Origin of the sequence: Nocardioides sp. NPDC000445 (assembly GCF_040300245.1) — a bacterium.
Taxonomy (GTDB): Bacteria; Actinomycetota; Actinomycetes; order Propionibacteriales; family Nocardioidaceae; genus Nocardioides.
Map to the genome: position 1 here is coordinate 23,665 of NZ_JBEPDH010000024.1, position 24,064 is coordinate 47,728.

At 69.4% G+C, this 24,064-nt stretch carries 18 protein-coding genes and 1 riboswitch; of the genes, 11 read left to right on the forward strand and 7 right to left on the reverse strand.

Features of this window, described 5'->3' with window-relative positions:
- Positions 1-19: 19 nt before the first annotated feature.
- The 3 genes from ABT304_RS26155 to ABT304_RS26165 form a co-directional block, all read right to left on the reverse strand.
- Positions 20-1,558 (reverse strand): hypothetical protein, encoded by a 1,539-nt coding sequence (locus tag ABT304_RS26155; protein WP_350719691.1) that lies wholly within the window; start codon positions 1,556-1,558, stop codon positions 20-22.
- Position 1,559: 1 nt separating this feature from the next.
- Positions 1,560-2,063: a SigE family RNA polymerase sigma factor gene (locus ABT304_RS26160; protein WP_350719693.1), complete on the reverse strand. Its 504-nt coding sequence runs from the start codon at positions 2,061-2,063 to the stop codon at positions 1,560-1,562.
- 133 nt (positions 2,064-2,196) lie between these two features.
- Positions 2,197-4,035 carry a SigE family RNA polymerase sigma factor gene (locus ABT304_RS26165; protein WP_350719695.1) on the reverse strand — a complete coding sequence of 613 codons (1,839 nt, stop codon included), beginning with the start codon at positions 4,033-4,035 and terminating at the stop codon, positions 2,197-2,199.
- 150 nt (positions 4,036-4,185) lie between these two features.
- Between ABT304_RS26165 and ABT304_RS26170 the strand changes: the two genes are divergently transcribed.
- The 5 genes from ABT304_RS26170 (at position 4,186) to ABT304_RS26190 (ending at position 9,249) form a co-directional block, all read left to right on the forward strand.
- Positions 4,186-5,448, forward strand: a complete 1,263-nt coding sequence (locus ABT304_RS26170) for a cell division protein PerM (RefSeq protein WP_350719696.1) — start codon at positions 4,186-4,188, stop codon at positions 5,446-5,448.
- Positions 5,449-5,458: 10 nt separating this feature from the next.
- Positions 5,459-6,100, forward strand: a complete 642-nt coding sequence (gene purN / locus ABT304_RS26175; RefSeq protein WP_350719698.1) for a phosphoribosylglycinamide formyltransferase — start codon at positions 5,459-5,461, stop codon at positions 6,098-6,100.
- Positions 6,101-6,110: 10 nt separating this feature from the next.
- Positions 6,111-6,188, forward strand: a riboswitch (ZMP/ZTP riboswitch).
- 17 nt (positions 6,189-6,205) lie between these two features.
- The gene (purH, locus tag ABT304_RS26180) at positions 6,206-7,798 is read left to right on the forward strand and encodes a bifunctional phosphoribosylaminoimidazolecarboxamide formyltransferase/IMP cyclohydrolase (RefSeq protein ID WP_350719700.1); all 1,593 of its coding nucleotides are present in this window, start codon (positions 6,206-6,208) and stop codon (positions 7,796-7,798) included.
- A gap of 231 nt (positions 7,799-8,029) precedes the next feature.
- The gene (locus tag ABT304_RS26185) at positions 8,030-8,881 is read left to right on the forward strand and encodes a bifunctional methylenetetrahydrofolate dehydrogenase/methenyltetrahydrofolate cyclohydrolase (RefSeq protein WP_160025248.1); all 852 of its coding nucleotides are present in this window, start codon (positions 8,030-8,032) and stop codon (positions 8,879-8,881) included.
- A 5-nt stretch (positions 8,882-8,886) separates the two neighbouring features.
- Positions 8,887-9,249: a DUF3017 domain-containing protein gene (locus ABT304_RS26190; protein ID WP_350719702.1), complete on the forward strand. Its 363-nt coding sequence runs from the start codon at positions 8,887-8,889 to the stop codon at positions 9,247-9,249.
- Positions 9,250-9,306: 57 nt separating this feature from the next.
- Here ABT304_RS26190 and ABT304_RS26195 read toward each other — a convergent pair whose 3' ends face one another.
- The gene (locus tag ABT304_RS26195; RefSeq protein WP_350719704.1) at positions 9,307-10,383 is read right to left on the reverse strand and encodes an MIP/aquaporin family protein; all 1,077 of its coding nucleotides are present in this window, start codon (positions 10,381-10,383) and stop codon (positions 9,307-9,309) included.
- 254 nt (positions 10,384-10,637) lie between these two features.
- On the opposite strand from ABT304_RS26195, the gene ABT304_RS26200 reads away from it, so the two are divergent.
- Positions 10,638-12,830 (forward strand): NADP-dependent isocitrate dehydrogenase, encoded by a 2,193-nt coding sequence (locus ABT304_RS26200; RefSeq protein ID WP_350719706.1) that lies wholly within the window; start codon positions 10,638-10,640, stop codon positions 12,828-12,830.
- A 225-nt stretch (positions 12,831-13,055) separates the two neighbouring features.
- Complete coding sequence (locus ABT304_RS26205) at positions 13,056-16,589, forward strand: ATP-binding cassette domain-containing protein (protein ID WP_350719708.1); 3,534 nt, start codon at positions 13,056-13,058, stop codon at positions 16,587-16,589.
- Between the two features lie 99 nt (positions 16,590-16,688).
- On the opposite strand, the gene ABT304_RS30880 is transcribed toward ABT304_RS26205, so the two are convergent.
- Entirely contained in the window at positions 16,689-17,228 is a 540-nt protein-coding gene (locus ABT304_RS30880) for a Clp protease N-terminal domain-containing protein (RefSeq protein WP_502890438.1), read from the reverse strand.
- Entirely contained in the window at positions 17,228-17,440 is a 213-nt protein-coding gene (locus tag ABT304_RS26220) for a helix-turn-helix domain-containing protein (RefSeq protein WP_141802873.1), read from the reverse strand. Before ABT304_RS26220 ends, ABT304_RS30880 begins: the two co-directional genes overlap by 1 nt.
- 122 nt (positions 17,441-17,562) lie before the next feature.
- Between ABT304_RS26220 and ABT304_RS26225 the strand changes: the two genes are divergently transcribed.
- Positions 17,563-18,765, forward strand: coding sequence for an MFS transporter (locus ABT304_RS26225; protein ID WP_350719710.1), 1,203 nt, complete (start codon positions 17,563-17,565; stop codon positions 18,763-18,765).
- On the opposite strand, the gene ggpS is transcribed toward ABT304_RS26225, so the two are convergent.
- Positions 18,762-21,044 carry a glucosylglycerol-phosphate synthase gene (ggpS, locus tag ABT304_RS26230; protein ID WP_350719712.1) on the reverse strand — a complete coding sequence of 761 codons (2,283 nt, stop codon included), beginning with the start codon at positions 21,042-21,044 and terminating at the stop codon, positions 18,762-18,764. The two genes, ABT304_RS26225 and ggpS, sit on opposite strands and share 4 nt — an antisense overlap.
- Positions 21,045-21,484: 440 nt before the next feature.
- Here ggpS and trpS point away from each other — a divergent pair, with 440 nt between their 5' ends.
- Genes trpS through ABT304_RS26245 form a run of 3 tightly spaced genes read left to right on the forward strand, consistent with a single transcriptional unit; the run spans position 21,485 to position 24,021 of the window.
- Positions 21,485-22,522, forward strand: a complete 1,038-nt coding sequence (trpS, locus tag ABT304_RS26235) for a tryptophan--tRNA ligase (protein WP_350719713.1) — start codon at positions 21,485-21,487, stop codon at positions 22,520-22,522.
- A gap of 12 nt (positions 22,523-22,534) precedes the next feature.
- Positions 22,535-23,059, forward strand: coding sequence for a 2'-5' RNA ligase family protein (locus ABT304_RS26240; RefSeq protein ID WP_350665729.1), 525 nt, complete (start codon positions 22,535-22,537; stop codon positions 23,057-23,059).
- 44 nt (positions 23,060-23,103) lie between these two features.
- Positions 23,104-24,021: a YihY/virulence factor BrkB family protein gene (locus ABT304_RS26245; protein WP_350719715.1), complete on the forward strand. Its 918-nt coding sequence runs from the start codon at positions 23,104-23,106 to the stop codon at positions 24,019-24,021.
- Positions 24,022-24,064 lie beyond the last annotated feature (43 nt).

The window sequence follows — 24,064 nt, forward strand, 5'->3', positions numbered from 1 at the left end:
CAATTGCACTGCGTCCTCATCAGGCCAGGTCCTGGAAGGCGCGGTCCACCGTGGCCTCGACCGTCTGGGCGACCCGGTTGTCCCATTCGGTGTAGTCGGAGGCCTCTTCCGGCGGGCAGGCTCTGGTCGGCGGGCAGGGGCCACCGGCCTCGGCGTGGGTGACCAGCACCAGCCGGGTCCCGAGCTGGGCGACGGTCTGGTGGTCGTACCAGGTCGCATCGCAGCCCTCGCCACCGCAGTCGGCGGCGTACTGGGCGAGCGTCTGCGCGGCTCGGTCGATCTCGGGGGTGGTGCCGATCTCGATGGCCTCGACCGGCCTGGCGGTGAAGAGCTTCGCGTCGGACATCGACGCCGGACAGGCGTCGAGCCAGCCGTGGACCGTGTCGAAGGCGGCGTCGGCGCCCTCCTGCTCGGCGAACTCCAGCACCGTCACGTTCACCTTGCCGATCTGGCTGCCGCCGTTCTCGAGGCGGAACTCCCGGCTGACCGACTCGGCGGCCTTCAGCGACGAGAGCCAGGCGCCCTGGCAGTACAGCGTCGGGGTCGGCTGCGGCGCGACCTGCTGCCAGACCGCAGACGACTCACCCTCCATCGGCAGCCCCGGCAGTGACCCGGCCACAACGAGATGCGCGTCGCTGAGGACCGCCGCCGGTGCGGACGCGGATGAGGATGATGACGAGCTCGGTGACGCTGAGCTCGACGTCGACGCGGGTGGCGGCGACGAACCGACCAGACGGTAGGCGGCGTTGACCGCAGAGGTCTGCACGGCGGTCGGCGAGACGTAGTCCTGTACGCCGCGCCGCCGCGTGATCACCACCAACCGGTCCTTGACGGCGACGACAGCGGTCGCGACCTCCCGGCGGGCGTTCGTGTCGGTCCCCTCGGGCAGGTACGTCACCACGACGATGTCACCACGGGTGACGACGCCGCCCTCGACCGGGAGCGAGCCGGCCACCTCCGCGCCGTCGACGGCAGTGCAGGAGCTCGCGGCGTCGGAGAGCTCCGCGCGCGCCTTCTCGGCCTCGTCGGCCGAGCCGAACTCGGCGACGACCGCCTTCAGCGTCCCGGCCGAGTCGGCGAACTCCTGCCCGGCCTCGGGGATGAAATCGCGGCGGAAGGTCGCCAACGCGCCCGCGTCTGCCAATGCCGGCAGGCACTCGTTGTGGTCGCCCCGGCCCTCGCCGTCGTAGGTCTGCTCCAGGACCCACTGCGGATAGGGATCTTCGGCGACCAGGTCGTCCTCCGTCGGCAGGTTGGCGCGGGTGAGGTCCGACGCGGCGGCCGAGCCTGACGGGCTCGGCGCCACCGTGCTCGGGGTCTGACTCGGCGTCGGCGCCGGTGCGGGCTGCGGTTCGATGGCGCGTTCGCCGAACCCGGCGGAGAGGAAGATGATCGGTCCGGCGACGACCGCGGCCACGGCGACCGCGCCGGCGGCGACGAGGGTGCGCCGGCGGCGGCGGATCTGGTCACCCCGTTGGCGTACCTCGGCTGCGGACTTCATCGGTGCTCCAGGGGTGTCGGCGCGGAACTGGTCCAGACGCGAGATCGGGTCACTCATCTCAGGCCTCCTTCCAGACGGCGCCGGGTTGTTCGTCGGCGAGCAGCTCGGCCAGGGTGGCTCGTCCTCGGGCCAGGCGGGCTTTGATGGTGCCGGTGGGGGCGCCGACCTCTGCGGCCACCTGGTGGACGGGCAGGTCGGCGATGTGGTGCAGGACGATGGCCTGGCGCTGCGCCTCGGGGAGCTTCCTCAGCGCCGCCACGAGGGCGACATGGGTCTCGTCGACGGCGGGCATCTCCGTGCGGACGCCGACAGCTCGGTCGGTGACGCGGCCGGCGTACTTCTTCCGGCGCCAGCGGCCCACCGCGAGGCGGTAGGCGGTGGTGCGGACCCAGGCTTCGGGGTAGTCGACCGAGGACAGCTTGCGCCGGTGTGCCCAGGCTCGGGCGAAGGCCTCCTGGACGCATTCGGCGGCCTCGTCGGAGTCGCCGATCATGGCGTACACCTGAGCGCACACGCGACGAAAGGACGCGTTGTAGAACGCGTCGAACTCGTCCTCGTCCATCGCTTGCCTCCCCAGACTGGCCGGACCTTGATCTGGCGCTGCGCCAGCCTCAGAGGGTCAGATGCCTGGGAGGCAGGTCCGGTTGCATCCGGGAGGAAACCGGGCTCAGATTTCTGGGCTCAGAGACTCTGGCTCAGAGATAGTCGAGCCGGTAGGCGGCGCGCTTGGCGAGGGTGACGAAGTCGGAGTTGCTGATGTCGGCGTCGCCGTCGGGAACGAAGCTCATCTGGGCGACGGTGGCGCCGCGTCGGATCGCAGCCATCCGGTAGTAGATCGAGGTGTTCTCGAGCTCAACCCGGATGTACCACACCGTGATCGCGCCGTCCTTGATGGACTCGGTCGCGACCTGGGTGACGTGGCTGCCGAGCTGCTTGTCGCTGCACTTGTCCAGCCGGCCCTTGATCGCGACGTTGAACGCCTGCGCCTCCTTGGCGGAGCCGAACTTGCCGACCGTCTCGGTGAGCCCGAAGATCGGCGCGAGCTTCTTCTTCGTCTCGGGGATCACGAAGGAGCGCGTCTGGGCACCGGTCATGCCCTTGGCGTTGAACTGCGTCTCGTCGCAGCGGGTCTGGGCGGGGTTGGACTTGGCCGGCTTCGCCTCGGTGCCCTCCCACGGGTCACCGATCGTGCCGACCGGGGGCAGATCGGTCTCGTTGATCAGCCCGGGCGCCTTGCCGGTGGCGATCGGGACCACCGTCGTCCGCGGTCGCTTCGTCTCGACGCACGCGCCCGCACCGGGCATGGAGCAGAGGTTGTGGACGGCAGTGCCGAGCATGGTCGAGGTCTTGGCCGCGGTCGTGCTCGACTTGCCCTCCGTCTTCACGGTGACCGCGGCGGTGTGCCGGCCGGTCCGAGCGACGCCGTAGGTGACCGCCCGGTTGTTCTCCCAGTCGCGGTAGGTGAAGAGCGTCGCCTGGTCGCCGATGCCATCGACCGACTCGGTGAAGATCAGCTGGTAGCGGGGCTCGGCACACGCTGCGTACCACCCCTGCATCTTCTTGTACGCCCCAGCCGCCGCCTTCGCGTCGACCGAGGACTCGATCGTGGTGCCGGCGGTGGTCGCCTTTGCCTTGGCGACGAAGGTGCGCGCCAGGCTCGCCACCGGCCGCTTGTCGGCCGAGGTGTCGGCCTGGCAGGGGATGGTGAGGCCGGTGCCCTCGAGGTTGTCGGAGGAGATGTCGACGGCCCAGGAGCCGCCGTAGATCTTCGCGACCTCCTCCTCGGTCATCAGGTCCTTGGCGGTCAGCTTCTTGCCGGGGATCTGGCTCGGCTCGACCTCGAACTCCTCGGCCGCCGACTGCATCGAGAGGGTGTTGAGCCGCGGCTCGCTCTCGGCGTCCTGGGTGACGAAGAAGCCGGTGCCGACCAGGGCGGCGATGGCCGCGGCCGCGCCGATGGCGGTGTGCACCCGGCGGCGTACGGCACCGGCCGTGGTGATCGTCGAGGTCTTCGGCCAGGGCTGCTCGGTGAGCACGTCGACGAGCGGGTCGAAGATGGACTGCAGCTGCTCCGGGGCGATCCCGAGCTCGGCGCAGATGGCGGCGTTGGCGCCCTGCAGATCGGTCTCGGTGCGGCTGATCGGGGTGCCGACCTCGCGGGCCAGTTGGGCCAGGTCGACGCTGGTGAGGTGGCCGAGCAGGAAGACCTTGCGGTCGTGGAGCGGCAGGCCGCGTAGCGCGGAGAGCGTGTGGCGGGCCTCCGGCGCGATCGTCTGGTCGCGGTGGAGCAGCGGCACCGAGTGGTTGCGGATCGCCTTGGACCAGGCGATCGGGCGGACCCAGTCCTCGCGCTCGAAGTCGTCCATCGGCTTCACCTTGCGCCAGTGGTGCCAGGTGATGACCAGTGCACCGCGCACGGCGGCCTTCGCGGCCTCCAGATCCCCGGTCAGCGACCAGGTTTGGAGAAGGAGGCGTCCACGGACGTCCTGATAGAACGCCTCGAAGGTCTCGTGGTCTGCCGTGGTCATGCCCATGTCAGCGGTCAACTGTAGGTGATTCGGTCGAATGAACGGCAATAGCCGCAGATGCACAGGCGGGTATCAACCGCTGTGACCAACCCGGTGAACGCCTGAGGCGGCGCGTCGCCGAGATCGAGACGACGCGGGTTGCGAGGATGAGACGCGATGTCCTCGCTGCTGCCTCCACGTACCCCTGACTGCGGGCGAGTCGCGGATGATCTCCACGATCTCCGCCACCGCCGCCCGCTGGTCGCGGTCGCCCTGCTGGGCGGTATCGGCACGGCCGCCGCAACGCTGGTCGTGTGCCTGGCGATCGGCATCCTCGGCTGGTTCCTCAGCGACATGGGAGCTCACGGCGAGCCCTCGGACGCCCTGCGCGTCGCTGCGCTGGGGTGGCTGCTCGGCCACGGGTCGGGCGTCCTCGTCTCCGGCGTCGCGATCACCGTCGTCCCGCTCGGGCTGACGCTGGTCCTCGCCGGGGCGATGTGGCAGGTCGCCGTCCGGGTCGGTGACTCGGTCTCGCTGCACGGCCCGGACGTCAACGCCCTCGCCGACGGCGAGCGTGACCTGACCGTCCCTGTCGTCGCCGGCCTCTTCACGCTCGGCTACACCGGAACCGCGCTGACCACCGCGATCATCGCCGGCACTCCGGCCACCGCGCCGAGCATCGTCGGCGTCTTCGCCTGGTCGGTCGGACTCTGCGTTGTCGTGGCCCTGCCCGCGATCGCTGTCGGCTCCGGCCGCGCGGCGCTGTGGATCACCCTGCTGCCACGCGCCGCCGTGGACGTACTGGTGATGGTCAGGTCGATCCTGCTCTGGTGGATCGCGGTCAGCACGCTGGTGTTCTTCGCGGCCCTCTTCGCCGACTTCACCACCTCGATCAACGTCGTCTCCCAGCTCCACCTCGACCTCGGCGGGATCATCCTCTACTCCCTGCTCGCCGTCCTGGTGCTGCCCAACGCCGTGCTGTTCTCCAGTGCGTACGCCCTCGGGCCGGGGTTCACCGTCGGCGTCGGCACCACGGTGACCCCGACCGCTGTCACCCTCGGGCCGCTGCCGATGTTCCCGATGCTCGCCGCGCTTCCCGACAACGGCGCCCCGCCCGCCTGGGTCGCCGCGGTGATGGCGCTCGGCCCGCTCACCGCCTTCTGGGCCGTCTGCCGGGTCAGCCGGGTCCGGCCGACCCTGCGCTGGTCGGAGGGCGCCCTCCGTGGCGTCAGCGCCGGCGTCGTCGCAGGCCTCCTCGTCGCCATCGCCTCCGGCATCGCCGGCGGCGCGGTCGGCCCCGGCCGGATGCTCGACGTCGGGCCGTACGCCGGGCAGGTGCTCGTCAACGCCATCGCCTTCTTCGGTCTCGCCGGTCTGCTCGCCGGGCTGACCATGACCTGGTGGCACCGGCGTTCCCTCCCGACCGAGCCGGCCGCCTAGAGTTCGCAGCATGTCGCTCAACCGATCGTCTCGAGCTCCGCTTCGACTGCGGATCGTCGTCCTCGTGTCCGGCTCGGGCACCAACCTCCAGGCCCTGCTGGACGCCTGTGCCTCCCCGGAGTTCGGGGCGGAGGTCGTCGCGGTCGGGGCCGACCGTGACGGGATCCAGGGGCTGACCCGGGCGACCGACGCCGGGATCCCGACCTTCGTGCACCGGGTCAAGGACTTCGGCTCGCGTGAGGAGTGGGATGCGGCCCTGGCCGAGTCGGTGGCTGCGTACGAGCCCGATCTCGTGGTCTCGGCGGGCTTCATGAAGCTGGTGGGGGAGGCGTTCCTCGACCGGTTCGGAGGCAAGACGCTCAACACTCACCCGGCACTGCTGCCGTCGTTCCCGGGGATGCACGGGGCGCGGGACGCGCTGGAGTACGGCGTGAAGGTCACCGGTGCGACGCTCTTCATCGTCGACGCCGGGGTCGACACCGGGATGATCATGGCGCAGGTGACGGTGCCGGTGGAGGACGACGACACCGAGGAGACGCTCCACGAGCGGATCAAGGTCGTCGAGCGGTCGATGCTCGTCGAGAGCGTTGGGCGGATCGCCCGTGAGGGCTACACGGTGGACGGTCGGCGGGTTCGGTTCGGGCGCGCCTGAACGGTTAGAGTGACGAGCACACGACTGGCGCAGGTGGGGGACCACCGGGGAGTGTAAAGAGACGGCATCGACCGCCTGGGTGCCCCTCATCGAATTCATCGACCGATGAGGAGTGTGACTGTGCAGGACCAGATCGCCATCAAGTGGGCCCTGGTGTCCGTCTACGACAAGACCGGTCTCGCGGACCTGGTCCGCGGGCTCCATGACGCCGGCGTCGAGCTCGTCTCGACCGGCGGCTCGGCGGCACTGATCGAGAAGCTGGGCCTGCCGGTGACCAAGGTCGAGGACCTGACCGGCTTCCCCGAGTGCCTCGACGGCCGCGTGAAGACGCTGCACCCGCGCGTGCACGCCGGCATCCTCGCCGACCGCCGCCTCGAGTCCCACGTCGAGCAGCTCAAGGAGCTCGAGGTCGAGCCGTTCGACCTGGTCGTCTCCAACCTCTACCCGTTCGTGCAGACCGTCGCCTCCGGCGCCGGCCCGGACGAGGTCGTCGAGCAGATCGACATCGGCGGCCCCTCGATGGTCCGCGCCGCCGCCAAGAACCACCCCTCCGTCGCGATCGTGACCTCCCCGGAGCAGTACGCCGACACCCTCGCCGCGGTGCAGGCCGGAGGGTTCACCTACGACCAGCGCAAGGCCCTCGCCGCGGCCGCGTTCGTCCACACCGCGACGTACGACGTGGCCGTCGCCTCCTGGATGGGCTCCGTGCTCACCGACACCTCCGAGGGCACCGGTTTCCCGGCGTGGGTCGGCGGGACGTACGAGAAGGCCAACGTCCTGCGCTACGGCGAGAACCCGCACCAGAAGGCCGCGCTCTACCTCAACGGGTTCGGACCCGCCGGGCTCGCCCGCGCCGAGCAGCTGCACGGCAAGGAGATGTCCTACAACAACTACGTCGACACCGACGCCGCGCGTCGGGCCGCCAACGGCTTCGCCGAGCCGGCGGTCGCGATCATCAAGCACGCCAACCCGTGCGGCCTGGCCGTCGGCGCCGACATCGCCGAGGCGCACCGCCGGGCGCACGCCTGCGACCCGGTCTCCGCATTCGGTGGCGTGATCGCCTCGAACCGGCCGGTCTCGGTCGAGATGGCCGAGCAGGTCGCCGAGGTGTTCACCGAGGTCATCGTGGCTCCGGGCTACGAAGACGGTGCCGTCGAGATCCTGCAGGGCAAGAAGAACATCCGGATCCTGGTCGCCGCCGCCGACGAGCGCTCCGCGGTCGAGACCCGCCCGATCTCCGGTGGCCTGCTGATGCAGCAGGTCGACCACGTCGACGCCGAGGGCGACGACCCGGCTGCGTGGACGTTGGCCACGGGCGAGGCCGCCGACGAGGCCACCCTCGCCGACCTGGCCTTCGCCTGGAAGGCCTGCCGCTCGGCCAAGTCCAACGCGATCCTGCTGGCCTCCGACGGTGCCTCGGTCGGCATCGGCATGGGCCAGGTCAACCGCGTCGACTCCTGCCGACTCGCGGTCGAGCGCGCCAACACCCTCGCCGACGGCTCCGAGCGTGCCCGGGGCGCCGTCGCCGCCTCCGACGCCTTCTTCCCCTTCGAGGACGGCCCGCAGATCCTGATCGACGCCGGCGTCAAGGCCATCGTCCAGCCCGGCGGTTCCATCCGCGACGAGCTCACCATCAAGGCGTGCGAGGCGGCCGGGGTGACGATGTACTTCACCGGCACCAGGCACTTCGCACACTGATGCACACAAGCCCGCGCCGAAGGCGTGGGCGCCGTGTGCACAAGCGCCGACTCGGCGCAAATGTCCCGGAGGAGCGAAGCGGGGGAGGGACCTTTGCGCCGCGTCGGCGAAGCCCGGAGCAAGCCGGACTGCCGGACAAACCGGCGCGGAAGCCAGCGCGAAGCAACCCCGACGGCGCGCCACCCCGCAGCGTACGAAATTCTTTGAAGACCGAGTGACAGGATTGACATCGTGACAGCGCAGAAACTGGACGGCACCGCGACGCTGAAGGCGATCAAGGCCGAGCTCGCAGAGCGGGTCGAGAAGTTGAAGGCCCAGGGGATCACCCCGGGCATCGGGACCGTGCTGGTCGGTGACGACCCGGGCTCGCACTGGTACGTCAACGCCAAGCACAAGGACGCCGCCGAGATCGGCGTCGCCTCGACCCGTGTCGACCTGCCCGCCACCGCGACCCAGGCGGAGGTCGAGAAGGTCATCGACGAGCTCAACGCGGATCCTGCCGTCACCGGCTACCTCATCCAGCAGCCGACCGGTCTGGACGAGTTCGCGCTGCTCTCCCGGGTCGCTCCGGAGAAGGACGTCGACGGGCTGCACCCCTACAACCTCGGCAAGCTGGTCCTCGGTGAGGACGGGCCGCTGCCGTGCACCCCGGTGGGCTGCATCGAGCTGCTGCGGCGTCACGGGGTCGAGATCAACGGCGCCGAGGTGGTCGTGGTCGGCCGTGGGCTGACCGTCGGGCGCCCGCTGGGCCTGCTGCTCACCCGCCGTAGCGAGAACGCGACGGTCACGCTGTGCCACACCGGCACCCGCGATCTGGCCGCCCACACCCGCAACGCCGACATCGTGGTGGCTGCCGCGGGCGTGCCCGGGATCATCACCAAGGACATGGTCAAGCCCGGCGCGGCCCTGCTCGACGTCGGTGTCTCCCGGGTCGACGGTAAGATCGCAGGAGACTTGGCCGAGGACGTATGGGACGTGGCTGGCTGGGTGTCGCCGAACCCCGGTGGGGTGGGTCCGATGACACGCGCGATGCTGCTCTCCAATATCGTCCTCAGCGCCGAGAAGGCTCTCGAAAGGCTCTGAAAATCGTGTCCGTTCACCCGCCGCTCACCCCCACTCCGGAGGCTCCCGCACCGGTGGTGGTGGCGCCTGAGCACGAGAAGACGGACCTCCAGGACGTACGCGGCTTCCCCTCGACCATCGGTGGGTTCGTCTACCTCGGGGTGCTGACCGCGGCGATCGTCGGTCTCGGGCTGGTCGGCTTCGGCCACTGGCGGGTGGGGATCATCGTCCTCGCCGCCGGGGTGGGGGCCGCTTCGCTGGGGCGTGCGGTGCTGCGTACGAAGGACGCCGGGATGCTCGCGGTGCGCAACCGCTGGTTCGACGTGGCCCTGCTGGCGCTGACCGCGGGCGCGCTGTGGATCCTCGCGGTGACCGTTCCAGGCGAATAGAAGACGTACAGACAGAACGAAGGCCGCCCCGAGGGGCGGCCTTCGTGCTTCTCGAGACTACTGCTCGATCGGGACCCATTCCTGCTTGGCGTAGTCCCAGCGCCAGCCGTCCTGCTCGTAGACCGGGAGGTCGCCCTCGGCGGCCGGGGTCGGCTGCTGCCAGGCCGGCTGGCTGCCACCGGAGACGACCGTGCGGTCGCCGGTGTCGGGAGCCGGAGGTGTCGGCTCGGCGGCAGGAGTGGCCGGTGCCGCCGGAGCCGCAGCCGCTGGTGCCGCCGGAGCGGCGGGTGCCGCCGGAGCGACAGCCTGGGAGTCCCAGGCCGGGACGCTCTGAGCCTGGCTCAGGTTGTCGCCGCCGAAGGCGAGGCCGGCGCCCACGATCTCGGAGCCGTCCTTGCCGAGGAGCAGCGGGTAGACGAAACCGGCGACGGCGCCGCCGAGAGCCGGGACGATCAGGAAGACCGGGAGGTTGGCCAGTGCGTCGGTGCCCGAGAAGAGAGCGGGGCCGAACGAACGGGCGGGGTTGACCGAGGTGCCGGTCAGCGGGATGCCGACGAAGTGGATCGCGGCCAGCGCGAGGCCGATGGCGAGCGGCGCAGCGGTGGCGTTGGTGCCTGCCCGAACGTCGGTGACACCGAGGATGATGAAGACGAAGATGAAGGTGAGGACCAGCTCGACCAGGATCGCGCCGATGAGGCCGGTGCCGGCTCCGTCGCCGAAGCGGTTGGCGCCGAGGCCGCCGTCGTTCCACGAGTTGTAGTCCGAGGAGAGCGCGATGAGGAACAGCACGATCGCGCCGAGGGTGGCGCCGACGAACTGTGCGCCGATGTAGGCGCCGGCGTCCTTCCAGCTGATCCGGCCGGCAGTGGCCACGCCGAGCGTCACCGCCGGGTTGAAGTGGCCGCCGGAGATGCGGCCGAAGGTGTAGGCGCCGACCACGACGGCGATACCGAATGCCAGGCCGACGGCGGCGACCTCGAGCCCCCAGGTCGGCTGCCCGGCGTGGGTGGCGCCGGCGACGACGGCGACGACCGAGCCGCACCCGATGAACACGAGGATGAATGTCCCGATGACCTCGGCTGCGAGTTTCTGGATGAAGGTCGGCTCAGCCGCCGACAGTGATTCCTCAGTCATGTCCCCTTAACCCTTCAATGTCTGTTGACGTCGGTCAGACCCATCGACACCCGAGAAGCACTCAGGTATCAGCAGTCACCTGAACAACATGAGGTGTTGACACACAGTAACTCTTTTGCGACGGCACATCGTGGTGCTTAGGTGGGGCGGGGCGGTGTCTCATCACCCTTTCTGTTATCTTGATGTCAAGACACTTTCTATCGTCCCGGGTCCGGATCTACGCAGATCGCAACTTGTCAGGAGTAGCCACAGCAATGGCCGCACGAATCATCTACACCCACACCGACGAGGCGCCGCTGCTGGCGACGTACTCCTTCCTTCCGATCGTCTCGGCCTACGCGGCCAAGGCGGGGGTCGAGGTCGAGACGCGTGACATCTCCGTGGCCTCGCGCATCCTGGCCCAGTTCGGCCTGGCCGACGACGCGCTCGGCGAGCTCGGTGACCTGGCGAAGACGCCGGAAGCCAACATCGTCAAGCTGCCCAACATCTCCGCCTCCATCCCGCAGCTGAAGGCCGCGATCAAGGAGCTGCAGACCCAGGGCTACCAGATCCCCGACTACCCCGAGGCGCCCAGCACGCCCGAGGAGGAGGAGATCCGGGCCAAGTACGACAAGGTCAAGGGCTCCGCGGTGAACCCGGTCCTGCGTGAGGGCAACTCGGACCGCCGCGCGCCGGGCTCGGTCAAGGCGTACGCCAAGGCTCACCCGCACACCAACAAGCCGTTCTCCGACGACTCCAAGACGACCGTCGCGACGATGGGTTCGCACGACTTCAAGTCCAACGAGAAGTCGGTGACGCTCCCGGCCGACGACACGCTCTCGATCGTGCTCGAGAAGGCCGACGGCGAGACGGTGACGCTGCTCGCCGAGCTGCCGGTGCTCGAGGGCGAGATCGTCGACGCGACGTACATGTCCGTGGCCAACCTGCACGCCTTCCTCGAGAACGCGCTCGCCAAGGCCAAGGCCGACGACGTGCTCTTCTCGCTGCACCTGAAGGCCACGATGATGAAGGTCTCCGACCCGATCATCTTCGGCCACGTCGTGAAGGCCTACTTCACCGACGTCTTCGAGAAGTACGGCGCGGACCTCGAGGCCGCCGGCCTCTCCGCCAACGACGGCCTGGGCGCGATCCTGTCCGGTCTTTCCGGCCTGGAGAAGGGCGCCGAGATCGAGGCCGCCTTCAAGGCCGCCATCGAGGCCGGCCCGCGCCTGTCCTACGTCAACTCCGACAAGGGCATCACCAACCTGCACGTCCCCTCGGACGTCATCATCGACGCCTCGATCCCGGCCCTGGTCCGCAACGGCGGCAAGCTCTGGGGTGCCGACGGAGGCGAGGACGACACCCTCGCGGTGATCCCGGACTCCTCCTACGCCGGCGTCTACCAGACCGTCATCGACGACGTGAAGAAGAACGGCCCGCTCGACCCAGCCACGATCGGCACCGTCCCCAACGTGGGTCTGATGGCGCAGAAGGCCGAGGAGTACGGCTCCCACGACAAGACCTTCCAGATCGAGGCCGCCGGCACCGTGCGGATCCTCAACAAGGCCGGCGACGTGCTCATCGAGCACGACGTCGAGGCCGGCGACATCTGGCGTGCCTGCCAGACCAAGGACATCCCGGTCCGCGACTGGGTCAAGCTCGCCGTCTCGCGTGCCCGTGACTCGAAGACCCCGGCCATCTTCTGGCTCGACGAGTCGCGCGCCCACGACGCCGAGCTGATCAAGAAGGTCGCGACCTACCTGACCGAGCACGACACCGAGGGTCTCGAGATCAAGATCCTCTCGCCCGAGCTCGCCACGGCGTACTCCCTCGAGCGCCTGCGCAACGGTGAGGACACCATCTCGGTCACCGGCAACGTGCTGCGTGACTACAACACCGACCTGTTCCCGATCCTCGAGGTCGGTACGTCGGCGAAGATGCTCTCCATCGTCCCGCTGATCGCCGGTGGCGGTCTGTTCGAGACCGGTGCGGGCGGCTCGGCGCCGAAGCACGTGCAGCAGCTGGTCGAGCAGGACTACCTCCGCTGGGACTCGCTGGGTGAGTTCTTCGCGCTGGTGCCCGCGTTCGAGAAGTACGCCGAGCAGGCGTCCGCCCCGGCCGCGAAGGTGCTCGCCGGTGCGCTCGACCGCGCGACCGCGACCTTCCTCGAGAACGACCGCTCCCCGGGTCGCAAGCTCGGCACCACCGACAACCGCGGCTCGCACTTCTACCTGGGTCTCTACTGGGCCCAGGAGCTCGCCGCGCAGACCGAGGACACCGAGCTCGCCGCCGCGTTCAAGGGCCTCGCCGAGACCCTCGCCGCCAACGAGGCCAAGATCGTCGAGGAGCTCCTCGCGGTCCAGGGCAAGCCCGCCGACATCGGCGGCTACTACCTGCCCGACCCCGAGAAGGTCACCGCTGTGATGCGTCCTTCTGCGACGCTCAACGAGGCGATCGACTCTCTCTGAGTCACCTCACGGCGGCCCGGCACGGACTCCGTGCCGGGCCGTCGTCCTTCGTCGGGACACCTTCCCGACGTACGTGACCTTGCTCTCCAGATCTTTCTTCTGATTCCTATAGATGCAGGTCAGCGTGGTGTTTGTTGCCGGTTGAGGGCGGAAAACCTTTAGGCGGGTGTCGGTGGTCGCGCATACCGTGATCTTCTGATGACTGCGACGCTCTCGACTCCGCCCGTGCCCACCTCAGGCAAGGCTCTCGGAGTCTCCGCTGACCCTGCCGACCCGAGCCGGCAGGTCGACTGGCGACGCCTGAAGGGGCCGGTGACGCTCGCCGCGCTGATCGCGCTGGCAGTGGCCATGGTGGCCCAGTCGATCGGCACCGTCGTGGCCGGACGGCTGGCGGAGAACCCGACCGCGAGCCTGGTCGGCTGGCTGGCGCTCTGCGTGATCGGCGCCTCGCTGATCGACTCGACGGCGAAGATCGCCTGGGTCGGGGTCTCGGACCGCGTCGAGGGCAAGCTGCGCGAGGACGTGCTCCAGGCGGCCATGCGGCAGCCGCTCTCCGAGCTGAGCGAGCAGGCCGTCGGCGAGATCCTCGACCGGGTCGACGACGACTCCCACGAGGTCGGCAACTTGCTGCGCTGGCAGCTGTGGATGCTGTTCCGCTCCGTCTTCGCGGCGCTGCCGATGTGGATCGTGGCCAGCTTCACCTGGTGGCCGGCGGCGATCCTGTTCCCGCTGCTCGCCGCGGTGACCTGGTTCGTCATCCGCCGGCTGCTGGGCAAGATCTCCGAGCTCAAGGTCGTCGAGGAGGCCTCCTGGACCGACCACGCCGCTGTGCTCGAGGAGGGCATCGCGGGCCGTGACGACCTGCGTACGAGCCTGGGCCAGGACCACGTGGTCGCCCGGGTGGCCAGGCTGTCGGCGATCGTCCACGAGAAGTTCCGTGCGGTCGTCACGGTCGAGGCGAAGGTCGGCCGCCGGGCAGGCGTGCTCCTGCACTCCCTGCTGGCCGGCATCGGTCTGGCCGGAGTGGCGCTCGCCGCGAACGACCGCCTCGGGATCAGCGCGCTGGTGACGCTGTTCCTGGTGACGAGCACGTTCGTGGGCCAGATCGCGATGCTCGCCAACCACCTGCCCGACATCCAGGCGGGCCTGGGCGCGGTCATCCGGCTGCGCCAGATGATGGGTTCCGAGCCGGAGCCCGAAGGCGGCGAGCCCGTCCCCGGCGGGGGTGCCCTCGAGGTCGACCTGCGCGACCTGACCTTCTCCTACGCCGAGGGCACCTTCGCCCTCCAGGGCATCTCGCTCACGGTGCCGGCCGGCGACACGATCGCCCTGGTCGGCCGGACCGGCTCCGGCAAGTCGACGCTCGCGTCGCTGCTCTCCCGGGCCGTCGAGCCCCCGCGCGGCTCGGTGTTCCTGGGTGGCGTGGACGTACGCGACCTCGACCTGCAGCAGCTGCGCGCCTCCGTAGGCGTGGTGACGCAGCGCACCGAGATCCTGGCCGGCACGCTCGCGGAGAACATCTCGCTCTTCGACGACGCGCGCCCCCGCGAGGACATCGAGCGGGCGGTGGCCCGGCTCGGGCTCTCGGAGTGGGTCGCCGGTCTGCCCGACGGGCTCGACACCCTGCTCGGTCCTGGCGGCACCTCGCTGTCGGCGGGGGAGGAGCAGCTGGTCGCCTTCGCCCGGTTGCTGGTGCGTGACGTACGGGTGGTCGTCCTCGACGAGGCGACGGCGCGGATGGATCCGCTCACCGAGCGCCGGGTGGTCGCTGCTGCCGACCGGCTGCTGACCGGGCGGACCGGCATCCTGATCGCCCACCGGCTCTCCACCATCGAGCGGGCGCCGCACGTGGCCGTGCTCGACCACGGCCGGGTGATCCAGCACGGCCTGCGGGCCTCGCTGGCGACCACGCCGGGGCCGTTCCATGACCTGCTCGAGGCCAGCCGCACCGATCACCACGACTCACCCTCGCCGGCGGAGAAGCCCGTCGACCACTCCACCCTCGACCACGTCGCCGAGGGCAACGTGGGCGGCAAGCGCCGCTCGGGCGCTCCGCCGGACGTCCCCGAGGTCGGCACCGGGCCGTCACTGGCCCGTGGGATGCTGCACGTCCTGTTCCTGCGCCCCGAGTGGGGCGTCGCGGGTGCGCTGCTCTTCCTGTTCGCCTCGATGACCGGTGCGCAGGGTGCCTTCACCGGCCTGCTGTGGGGCCGGATCGTCGAGTCGCTGCAGGACGGTGGCAGGCTGACGGTGATGTCGGTGCTGCTCGTGGTCAGTCTGCTGGCCGCGCCGCTGATGCTCGCCGACGCCTTCTACCGCTACCCGCGCTGGTGGATCGAGGTCATGCTGCGTGCCCGGATGGCCGTGCTCTACGGCCAGACCCGCCAGCACCGCCTGACGCGTACGCCGCCGGGCGAGGTCGTCGCCCGCTCGATGGACGCGGACCGGTACGCCCGCTACGCCGACCGCTGGGTCGACTTCGTCAACGGTCTCGTGATCGCGACGATCACCGCTCTGCTCGCCGGCACCGCGCTCGCGGGCGCTGTGCTCCTGGTCGTCATGATCGCCTCGGCGCTGGCCTCCGCGGTCGGCCGGCCGATCGCCGGCCGCTCGGCAGCGGCCTCCTCCGCCGCTCGCGCGCGGTTCGGCCGTGCGGTGGTCTCTGCGCTGGAGTCCGTACGCACCGTGAAGCTGGCCGCGGCCACCCCGCAGGTCCACGCCCACCTGCAGCACGTCGACGCAGGGAGGGTCGAGGCAGCGGTGAAGGAACACCGGGTGCAGGCGTTCCTCGACGGCGTCCCCGCGCTCATGGTGCAGTGCGGTGTCGTGGCTGCCTGGGGGATCTACTTCGGCGGCGGCTGGGGTCTGGCCACCGCGCTGCTGGTCGCCAACGCGGTCTCGGGCTTCGACTGGTTCGGCCGGGTGGCCGGCATGGTCGTCACCGAGGCTCCCGGCACCCGCGCGTGGCAGAAGGAGACCAGCCGGTTCGCCGGTGGTCGCGACCTGATGGATCTGCCGCCGGGCGTCGACCTGGTCACCGGTGAGGCGCCGGATCCGGGCCCGGTCGAGCAGGTGCCGCTCGAGTCCCTCGAGCTCTCGGCCCTGTCCGCGGTCCACGACGACGGCACGATCGGCGTCTCCGACGTCTCGCTCACGATCTCGCGCGGCGAGCTGGTCCTGCTCGTGGGGCAGGTCGGCTCCGGCAAGTCGTCGCTGCTGGCGTCGCTTGCCGGCCTGATCGAGCACACCGGCACGATCCGTTGGAACGACGAGTTGGTCCAGGACCCGCAGGCCTTCCTGAGGCCGGGGCAGGTGGCGTACGTCGCCCAGGTGCCGCGGGTGCTCTCCGGCACCTTCGCCGACAACATCCGCCTGGGCCACGACCGGCCGTTCGACAGCCCGGTCGCCGACGCGCGGCTCGAGCTCGACGTCAAGGAGGCGGGCGGCGCGGACGCGATCGTCGGTCACCGTGGCGTACGCCTCTCCGGGGGACAGGTCCAGCGCCTCGCCCTGGCGCGAGCGCTGGCCGCCGACACCGAGCTGCTCCTGGCCGACGACGTCTCCAGCGCGCTCGACGCGGCCACCGAGATCGAGCTCTGGCGGGCGCTGCGTGACCGGCACACGACGGTCATCGGCGCCACCTCGAAGCGAGCCGCTCTCGCTCAGGCCGACCGGGTCGTCGTCATGGTCGACGGTGAGATCGCCGCGGTAGGTCCCTGGACCGAGCTGGCACCTTCCTGGTCCCACCTGGCCGGCTGACCCCCGCCGAGGCGTCACTCCGGTCGTTCGACTGGGCACTGCGGTGCCCACTCGGCCGACGGGCGTGACGCCTCGGCCGACGGGGGTGACGCCTCGGCCTCAGGCGGCCTCGCCGTGCTCGAGTGCGCGGCGCAGCGCAGCAGCATCCACGTCGAGGGCCTGTAGGGCAGCATGTCCTTCCCCCTCCGCGCGCAGGATGGCGAGCAGGATGTGCTCGGTGCCGATCGAGCGGTCCTTGAGCCGGATCGCCTCGCGCAGCGAGAGCTCGAGGACCTTCTTCGCGTTCTTGGTGAAGGGGATGTGCCCGCCGAGGCGGCGGCGTGGCTTCCCGCTGTCCAGGGCGCCGGCACCGAACACCCCCTCCACCTTGGAGCGCACCGCGTCCAGGTCGATCCCGAGCGCGGACAGCGCGTCGGCGTCGTCGTCGCCGAGGCGCCCGTGGGCCCGCTCGATCTCCGCCCGCAGCGCAGCGGCATCGACACCGGCCTCGGCGAGCGCCCGGGCGGCGGACGAGCCGGCGCTGGAGCCGATCGCCAGTAGCAGGTGGTCGTCGCCGATGCGCTCGTGACCGAGCTCGGCGGCGTACGTCTGGGCAGCGGTCACCGCATCGCGGGCCGGCTTGGTGAACCTCTCGAACATCACATCTCCTTCGCGTACTTCTTGTGGACCGCCTGTCGGCTGACCTCCAGCGCGTCGGCGATCTCCTGCCAGGCCCATCCCTGTCGGCGGGCGTTCGCCACCTGCAGCCGCTCCAGGGAGTCGGCGAGGCGACGCAGTGCGAGCGCGGCTCGCAACCCGGTGCTCGGGTCGGCGCTCGCGGCCGACTCGGCAAGGTCCTTCGCATCCGTCACGCTGTCAATATAGGTTGACATCAGCATCGTGTCAACCTGGGTTGACGAAACCGGCCCGCCGCCGGGACACGCGTCACACCGATTCACGGAATAGCGCGCAAATCGCCGAAGGTTAGGCAGTAGTGACTGACATCGCCAGCCCTGAGACCGCCGCGAGACCGGTCACCACCGTCCGGTTCGTGATCGCCATGCTCGCCCTCGCGACGGGTGGGTTCGCGATCGGTACGACCGAGTTCGTCACCATGGGCGTGCTGCCCGAGATCGCCGAGGGCGTCGGCGTCGGAACCTCCACGGCCGGCCATCTGATCAGCGCCTATGCGGTCGGAGTGGTGGTCGGCGTACCGATCCTCTCGTTCTTCGTCGCCCATCTTCCGCGCAAGGGGCTGCTGCTGTCGCTGATGGCGGCGTACGCGCTGTTCAACCTGCTCAGCGCCGTCGCCGTGGACTACCAGATGCTGCTGGTCGCGAGATTCCTCGACGGGCTCCCGCACGGCGCCTACTTCGGCGTCGCGAGCATCGTCGCGACGTCGATGGCCGCGCCCAAGCACCGCGGACGAGCGGTCGCCCTGGTGATGCTCGGGCTCTCGGTCGCCAACGTGATCGGCGTCCCGTTCGCCACCTGGCTCGGTCAGACCGCCGGCTGGCGGGCACCGTACGCAGCCGCAGCAGGCCTCGCGCTGCTGACCGTGGTCCTGGTGCAGCTCTCGGTGCCCCACTTCCCGGGTGACCCGAACGCGACCGGCCGCAGCGAGGCCGGCCGGTTCTTCACCAACAAGCAGGTCTGGCTGACGATGCTCGCGGGTGCGATCGGGTTCGGCGGCATGTTCGCGGCGTACTCCTACATCTCCCCGATCGTCACCGACACCGCCGGCCTGGCCGAGGGAGCGGTGCCGTGGTTCGTCTTCGCGTTCGGCACCGGGATGGTCGTCGGCACCTGGGTCGCGGGAGAGCTGGCCCGGTGGTCGGTGATGGGCTCACTGCTCGCGAGCAGCCTGGGCATGGTGGCGGTGCTGACGCTCTTCTGGCTGGTCGCCCCGGCCGGGTGGTGGCTCGCTCCGGTCGCCTTTCTGACCACCGCGATCGCCTCGGTGCTGGTGATCAACCTGCAGGTGCGCCTGATGGACGTCGCCGATGACGCGGTGACCCTCGGCGCCGCGATGAACCACGCGAGCCTCAACATCGCCAACGCCCTCGGCGCCTTCGCCGGCGGCCTGGCCCTCGACGTCTGGAGCGTGCGCGAGGCGCCGTTGGTCGGCGCCGGCCTGGCCGCCGCCGGGATGCTGGTGCTGTTGTGGAGCACCAGCATCCACCGGCGCAAGGCCTAGAAGGCTTCCTCGTTGCCGTCCGTGGCGGTGGCCGCCTCCACCGCCGCCAGGAACCCGTCGGCCCAGGCCTTGGAGTCGTGGTGGCGGATGGTGTCCCACAGCCCGCGCATCCGGTCCTTGGCCTCGGCCTCGTCCATGTCGACGGCCTGCAGGAAGACCCGGACCATGTCGGAGACGTCGTGGGGGTTGGTCAGCACCGCGCCGCGAAGCTCCGCGGCTGCCCCGGCGAACTCGGAGAGCACCAGCGTGCCGCTCGTGCCGAGCAGACCGTGAACCGCGGCGTACTCCTTCGCGACCAGGTTGAGGCCGTCGCGCAGCGGGGTGATCCACATGACGTCGGCGTTGGCGTAGTAGGCCAGCAGCTCCTCGAACGGGATCGGCCGGAAGTAGAAGTGGACCGGCATCCAGCCCATCCGCGAGAACCGGCCGTTGATCCGCCCGACGGCCTGCTCGATCTGGTTCTGCAGCGTCTTGTAGACGGTCATCTCGCCGGCCGCAGGCACGCAGACCAGCACCAGCGACAGCTCGCCCATCAACGACGGGTCCTCCAGCAGCGCCCGCTCGAAGGCCTCGAGCTGCTGCAGCACGCCCTTGGTGTAGTCGAGGCGGGATACGGCCAGCGCGATCCGCTGACCCTCGAACTCCTCCTTCACCCGAGTGATCGAGCTCTGCACCGCCGGGGAGGCCAGGGTCTGCTCGATCCGCTTCGTGTCGACGCTGACCGGGTTCGCGCCCAGGTGCACCCGACGTCCACCGACGTCGATCACCGAGGGCATGGTGTCCAGACCGAGTGCGAAGCCGTACGTCCGGAACCGAGGCGCCGAGTCCTCGGTCTCGATCACCTCGACCGGCGCCACGCCGCGGGCCACGTCGACGAAGTTCTCGACCTGGCGGGGGATGTGGAACGAGATGTAGTCGCACTGCAGCAGCGAGCCGATGATCTCGCGACGCCACGGCACCACGTTGAAGACGTCAGCGCCGGGGAAGTGGGTGTGGTGCAGGAACGCGATCTTCACGTCCGGCCGCATCTCCCGCAGGTAGGCAGGCACCATCCACAGGTTGTAGTCGTGGATCCAGACGATGCCGCCATACGCCGCCTCGGCCGCCGCCTGCTCGGCGAAGGCCCGGTTGACCCGGCAATAGACCTTCCAATCGTCCTCCTTGAACTTCGCGCGTTCCCAGAAGGTGTGCAGCAGCGGCCAGAACGCTTCCTTGGAGAAGCGTTTGTAGAAGACGTCGACGTCCTTCTTCGACAGCGGCAGCCGGGAGGCCACCAGGCCCGGGTAGAGCTTGGGGTCGACGACCGTGTGGGTGGCGAACTTGCCGCGTTTGGGGTCGTCGATGGACCAGGCGACCCAGGATCCGGTGCGCTCGGTGAAGAACGAGAGCAGCGTCGGGATGATGCCGTTGGGCGACTTCGGCCGCCGGCGCTTGACCTCGCCGTCCTCGATCACCTCGTCATAGGGGAGCCGGTGGTAAACCATGACGAGGTCGGACTTCCCAGGGTCGTCGGCGTCGTTCTCCGGGTCGTAGATGTGCTCGTCGTCGAGCAGGTTGAAGTGCCTGATCGCCTGCAGGATCCCGCCGGTGCCGGGGGAGGTGGCGTGGAACGTACGGTCCTTGTCGCGGGTCGCGTCCAGCAGCAGGTCCTCGGCCTCGCCGACGCAGACGCCCGGGAACCCGATGTCGTACATCGACAGGTCGTTGAGGGTGTCACCGGCGACCAGCACGCGGTCCTTGGGGATGCCGAGGTGCTCGACGAGCTTCGTCACCGTGTGGCCCTTGTTGATCCCGGCGGGCAGCACGTCGAGATAGTGGCTGGCGGAGTAGAGCAGGTCGCAGCCGATCTGCGCGACCAGCGGGGCGAGGTCGTCGGTGACGGCCTCGGGGTCGCAGAAGTAGGAGACCCGGCGGTCCTGGGGCACGTTCTGCCGGACCAGTCCGGGGCGGTCGCCGATCTTCTCGAGCACGGTGAGCTCGCCCGGCCACTTGGCGGCGATCTCCTGCTGGATGGGCTCGACGGCGAGCAGGTCGTGTCCGGTCACGATGGTGGCGCCGACGTCGCAGATGATGAAGTCGGGCGTCGGGATGGTCGGGTCGGCGAGCAGCGGCAGCACCGACTCCAGCCCACGACCGGTGACGAAGGACAGAAGTACGTCCTCGCGGCGGCTCAGCGTCTGGTACAGCTTGACCTTCGCCTCGGGGTCGCCGGCTAGGAAGGTTCCGTCCAGATCGGTCGCAAGCAGCATGCGTGCGTTGGCAGCGGACGTGTCGTTCACAAGTCTCCTCGAGGGTCGCCTGGCCTCGAGGCCGATTCGGCAGCTGGCCCGAGGCTGCGGACCCCTTGGAGGATCCGCGGGTCGACCAAACAGGCTAACAGGGGCATGTGTCAGGCCGGAAAAGGGCATTTGACGGGCCATCGAATCTGCGCTGAGCAGAGCCTCTCAGGAGGTCCACAAACTCGTAAGAAATTGGATGCACCTGTTCGATAACTCAGTCGGGAATCGGTCGTTGATGGGTCATGCGGATCCTGCCCGCGGCCTTCAAGAAGACCGCGGGCGACCACGGTCCTCGACGTTGATCACGGGGGGCGCCGAGGCCCATGGCCGGCACGCAGGTCGGTGCCGCGGGCAGGGTCCACAGCTCGTACCGATCGTTGATCGATCCTCTTCCTTCCACCATTTCGAGCCTTTCGGCGGGTGGCTGACAGAATGCGCACATGACCGGCAGCACTGCTCCTACGACTAGGCCCAGGGTCCTCTCCGGCATCCAGCCGACGGCGGACTCCTACCACCTCGGCAACTATCTCGGCGCGGTCCGGCAGTGGGTGAACCTGCAGGAGGAGCACGAGCCGTTCTTCTTCATCGCCGACCTGCACGCGATCACGGTCGAGCAGGACCCGAAGGTGCTCCGCGAGCGTACGCGGCGGGCCGCCGCCCAGTTGCTGGCCGCCGGCGTCGACCCCGAGCGGTCCGCGATCTTCGTCCAGTCCCACCTGCCCGAGCACGCTCAGCTCGGCTGGGTGATGCAGTGCATCACCTCGTTCGGTGAGGCCCGGCGGATGACCCAGTTCAAGGACAAGTCCGCCAAGGGTGGTGAGGGCGCGGCCTCGGTCGGCCTCTTCTCCTACCCGATGCTGATGGCCGCCGACATCCTGCTCTACCGCCCGGCGTACGTCCCGGTCGGCGAGGACCAGCGGCAGCACCTCGAGCTGACCCGCGACCTCGCGCAGCGGTTCAACAGCCGCTACAAGAAGACGTTCCGGCTGCCCGAGCCCTACATCCTCAAGGAGGTCGCGAAGATCTACGACCTCCAGGACCCGACGATCAAGATGTCCAAGTCGGCCTCGTCGCCGACCGGGTTGATCGACATGCTCGACGACCCGAAGGTCTCGGCGAAGAAGATCCGCTCCGCGGTCACCGACTCGGAGATGGAGATCCGCTTCGACGAGGAGGCCAAGCCGGGCGTCTCCAACCTGCTCCGGATCTACTCCGCGCTGACCGGCTCCGAGATCGACACCCTGGTCGGGAAGTACGCCGGCAAGGGCTACGGCGATCTGAAGAAGGATCTCGCCGAGGTCGTCGTCGACTACGTCACCCCGTTCCGGGAGAAGACCTTCGAGGTTCTCGAGGACCGGGCGTACCTCGACGGCATCTTGCAGCAGGGTGCGGAGAAGGCAGGCGTGGTCGCCCGCAAGACTCTGGCCGACGTCTACGAGCGGGTCGGCTTTGTGCCCCCCGCGTCGCCTCTCGGCTAGTAAGGTCGGCGCATGCGCACCATCGGTGTTGCCATCGCGATCCCGGAGCCATGGGCAAGCCAGCTCCAGGACTACCGGACGTCTCTCGGGGACGCGACGGCGACCATGATCCCGACGCACATCACTCTTGTGCCCCCGACGGAGATCCACGACGACCTGCTGCCCGACGTCGAGAGCCATCTCGAATCGGCGGCTTCGCGGGTCGCCCCCTTCAGCGTGCACCTGCGCGGCACCGGCACCTTCCGGCCGGTCTCGCCGGTGGTGTTCGTGGCAGTGGTACAGGGCATCTCGGGCTGTGAGCAGCTGGCCAACGCGGTCCGGCAGGGACCGCTCGACCAGAAGCTCACGTTTCCCTATCACCCGCATGTCACGATCGCTCACGACCTTCCCGACGCTAGCCTCGACAAGGCTTTCGGCGAGCTGGCCGACTTCGAGTGCGAGTGGTCGGTCGAGGAGTTCCACCTCTACGTCCACGACGACACGGATGGCTGGCGCCCGACGCGGGAGTTCGCGCTGAGAGCAGCACTGACCGGTTGAGGCGGGCTCGGGTCCGCCCATGAACGACGGATGGGGACCTCGGGATGAAGGAAAAGGTCAAGGCAAAGATCGCCGAGCTGCGTGCGCGCTTCCCTGCGCTGGACCGGGTGATTCGCACGCAGGAGCACTACGGTGACGTCGGGGCCGCCCAGCAGGCCGGTGCGATCACCTACTTCGGCTTCCTGTCGACGTTCCCGATCCTCGCGCTGGCGTTCTTCGCCGTCGGCCAGATCGCCAAGGTCTACTCCGGAGCCGAGAGCGACCTCGTCGAGGCGATCGACCAGGTCCTGCCCGGGCTGGTCGGCGACGGTGCCGGGCAGCTGAAGATCTCCGACATCGAGAGTGCGGCCGGCGCGGTCGGGATCATCGGTGTCATCGGTCTGCTCTACGCCGGCCTCGGCTTCATCGACGGACTTCGCAAGGCCCTCGAGGCGGTCTTCCTGGTGCCCGACGAGGAGCAGCCGGGCTTCCTGGCGGCCAAGGCCCGCGACCTGGTCGCACTCATCGGGCTCGGCCTGATCCTGCTGGTCGCGGTGGCGTTCACCGGCCTCGTACGCACCTTCTCGGTCAACGTCTTGGACTGGATCGGACTCGACGAAGGCTTCGGCTGGCTCATCGTCCTCCTCACCCTGGTGCTCGGCCTCGCGGCCAACACGGTGCTCTTCTTCGCGATGTTCCACCTGGCTCCCCAGAGCGACACACCCAAGCGCCCCCTGTGGGCCGGCGCCGTACTCGGCGCCATCGGCTTCGAGATCCTCAAGCAGGCCTCGACCCTGCTGCTCAAGGCCACCCAGGGGCAGCCGGCCTTCCAGGCCTTCGGCATCGCCCTCATCCTGGTCGTCTGGATCCACTACACCTCGATGGTGATCCTGTACGCCGCCTCCTACGCCCACGTCGGCGCGACTCCTGCCGAGCCGGAGGCCGATAGTCCAGAGAGTTCCCGTCGGTCTACCCGCGAGTAACGGTCGGAAACTCCCTGGACTACCCCGAGCGCCCGAAAAGTTA

Excerpts from the sequence above, each read along its gene's own strand:
- ABT304_RS26155 (WP_350719691.1), bottom strand. The coding sequence starts at position 1,558 with ATGAGTGACCCGATCTCGCGTCTGGACCAGTTCCGCGCCGACACCCCT.
- ABT304_RS26160 (WP_350719693.1), bottom strand. The coding sequence starts at position 2,063 with ATGGACGAGGACGAGTTCGACGCGTTCTACAACGCGTCCTTTCGTCGC.
- ABT304_RS26165 (WP_350719695.1), bottom strand. The coding sequence starts at position 4,035 with ATGGGCATGACCACGGCAGACCACGAGACCTTCGAGGCGTTCTATCAG.
- ABT304_RS26170 (WP_350719696.1), top strand. The coding sequence starts at position 4,186 with ATGTCCTCGCTGCTGCCTCCACGTACCCCTGACTGCGGGCGAGTCGCG.
- purN (WP_350719698.1), top strand. The coding sequence starts at position 5,459 with ATGTCGCTCAACCGATCGTCTCGAGCTCCGCTTCGACTGCGGATCGTC.
- purH (WP_350719700.1), top strand. The coding sequence starts at position 6,206 with ATGAGGAGTGTGACTGTGCAGGACCAGATCGCCATCAAGTGGGCCCTG.
- ABT304_RS26195 (WP_350719704.1), bottom strand. The coding sequence starts at position 10,383 with ATGACTGAGGAATCACTGTCGGCGGCTGAGCCGACCTTCATCCAGAAA.
- ABT304_RS26200 (WP_350719706.1), top strand. The coding sequence starts at position 10,638 with ATGGCCGCACGAATCATCTACACCCACACCGACGAGGCGCCGCTGCTG.
- ABT304_RS30880 (WP_502890438.1), bottom strand. The coding sequence starts at position 17,228 with ATGTTCGAGAGGTTCACCAAGCCGGCCCGCGATGCGGTGACCGCTGCC.
- trpS (WP_350719713.1), top strand. The coding sequence starts at position 21,485 with ATGACCGGCAGCACTGCTCCTACGACTAGGCCCAGGGTCCTCTCCGGC.
- ABT304_RS26240 (WP_350665729.1), top strand. The coding sequence starts at position 22,535 with ATGCGCACCATCGGTGTTGCCATCGCGATCCCGGAGCCATGGGCAAGC.
- ABT304_RS26245 (WP_350719715.1), top strand. The coding sequence starts at position 23,104 with ATGAAGGAAAAGGTCAAGGCAAAGATCGCCGAGCTGCGTGCGCGCTTC.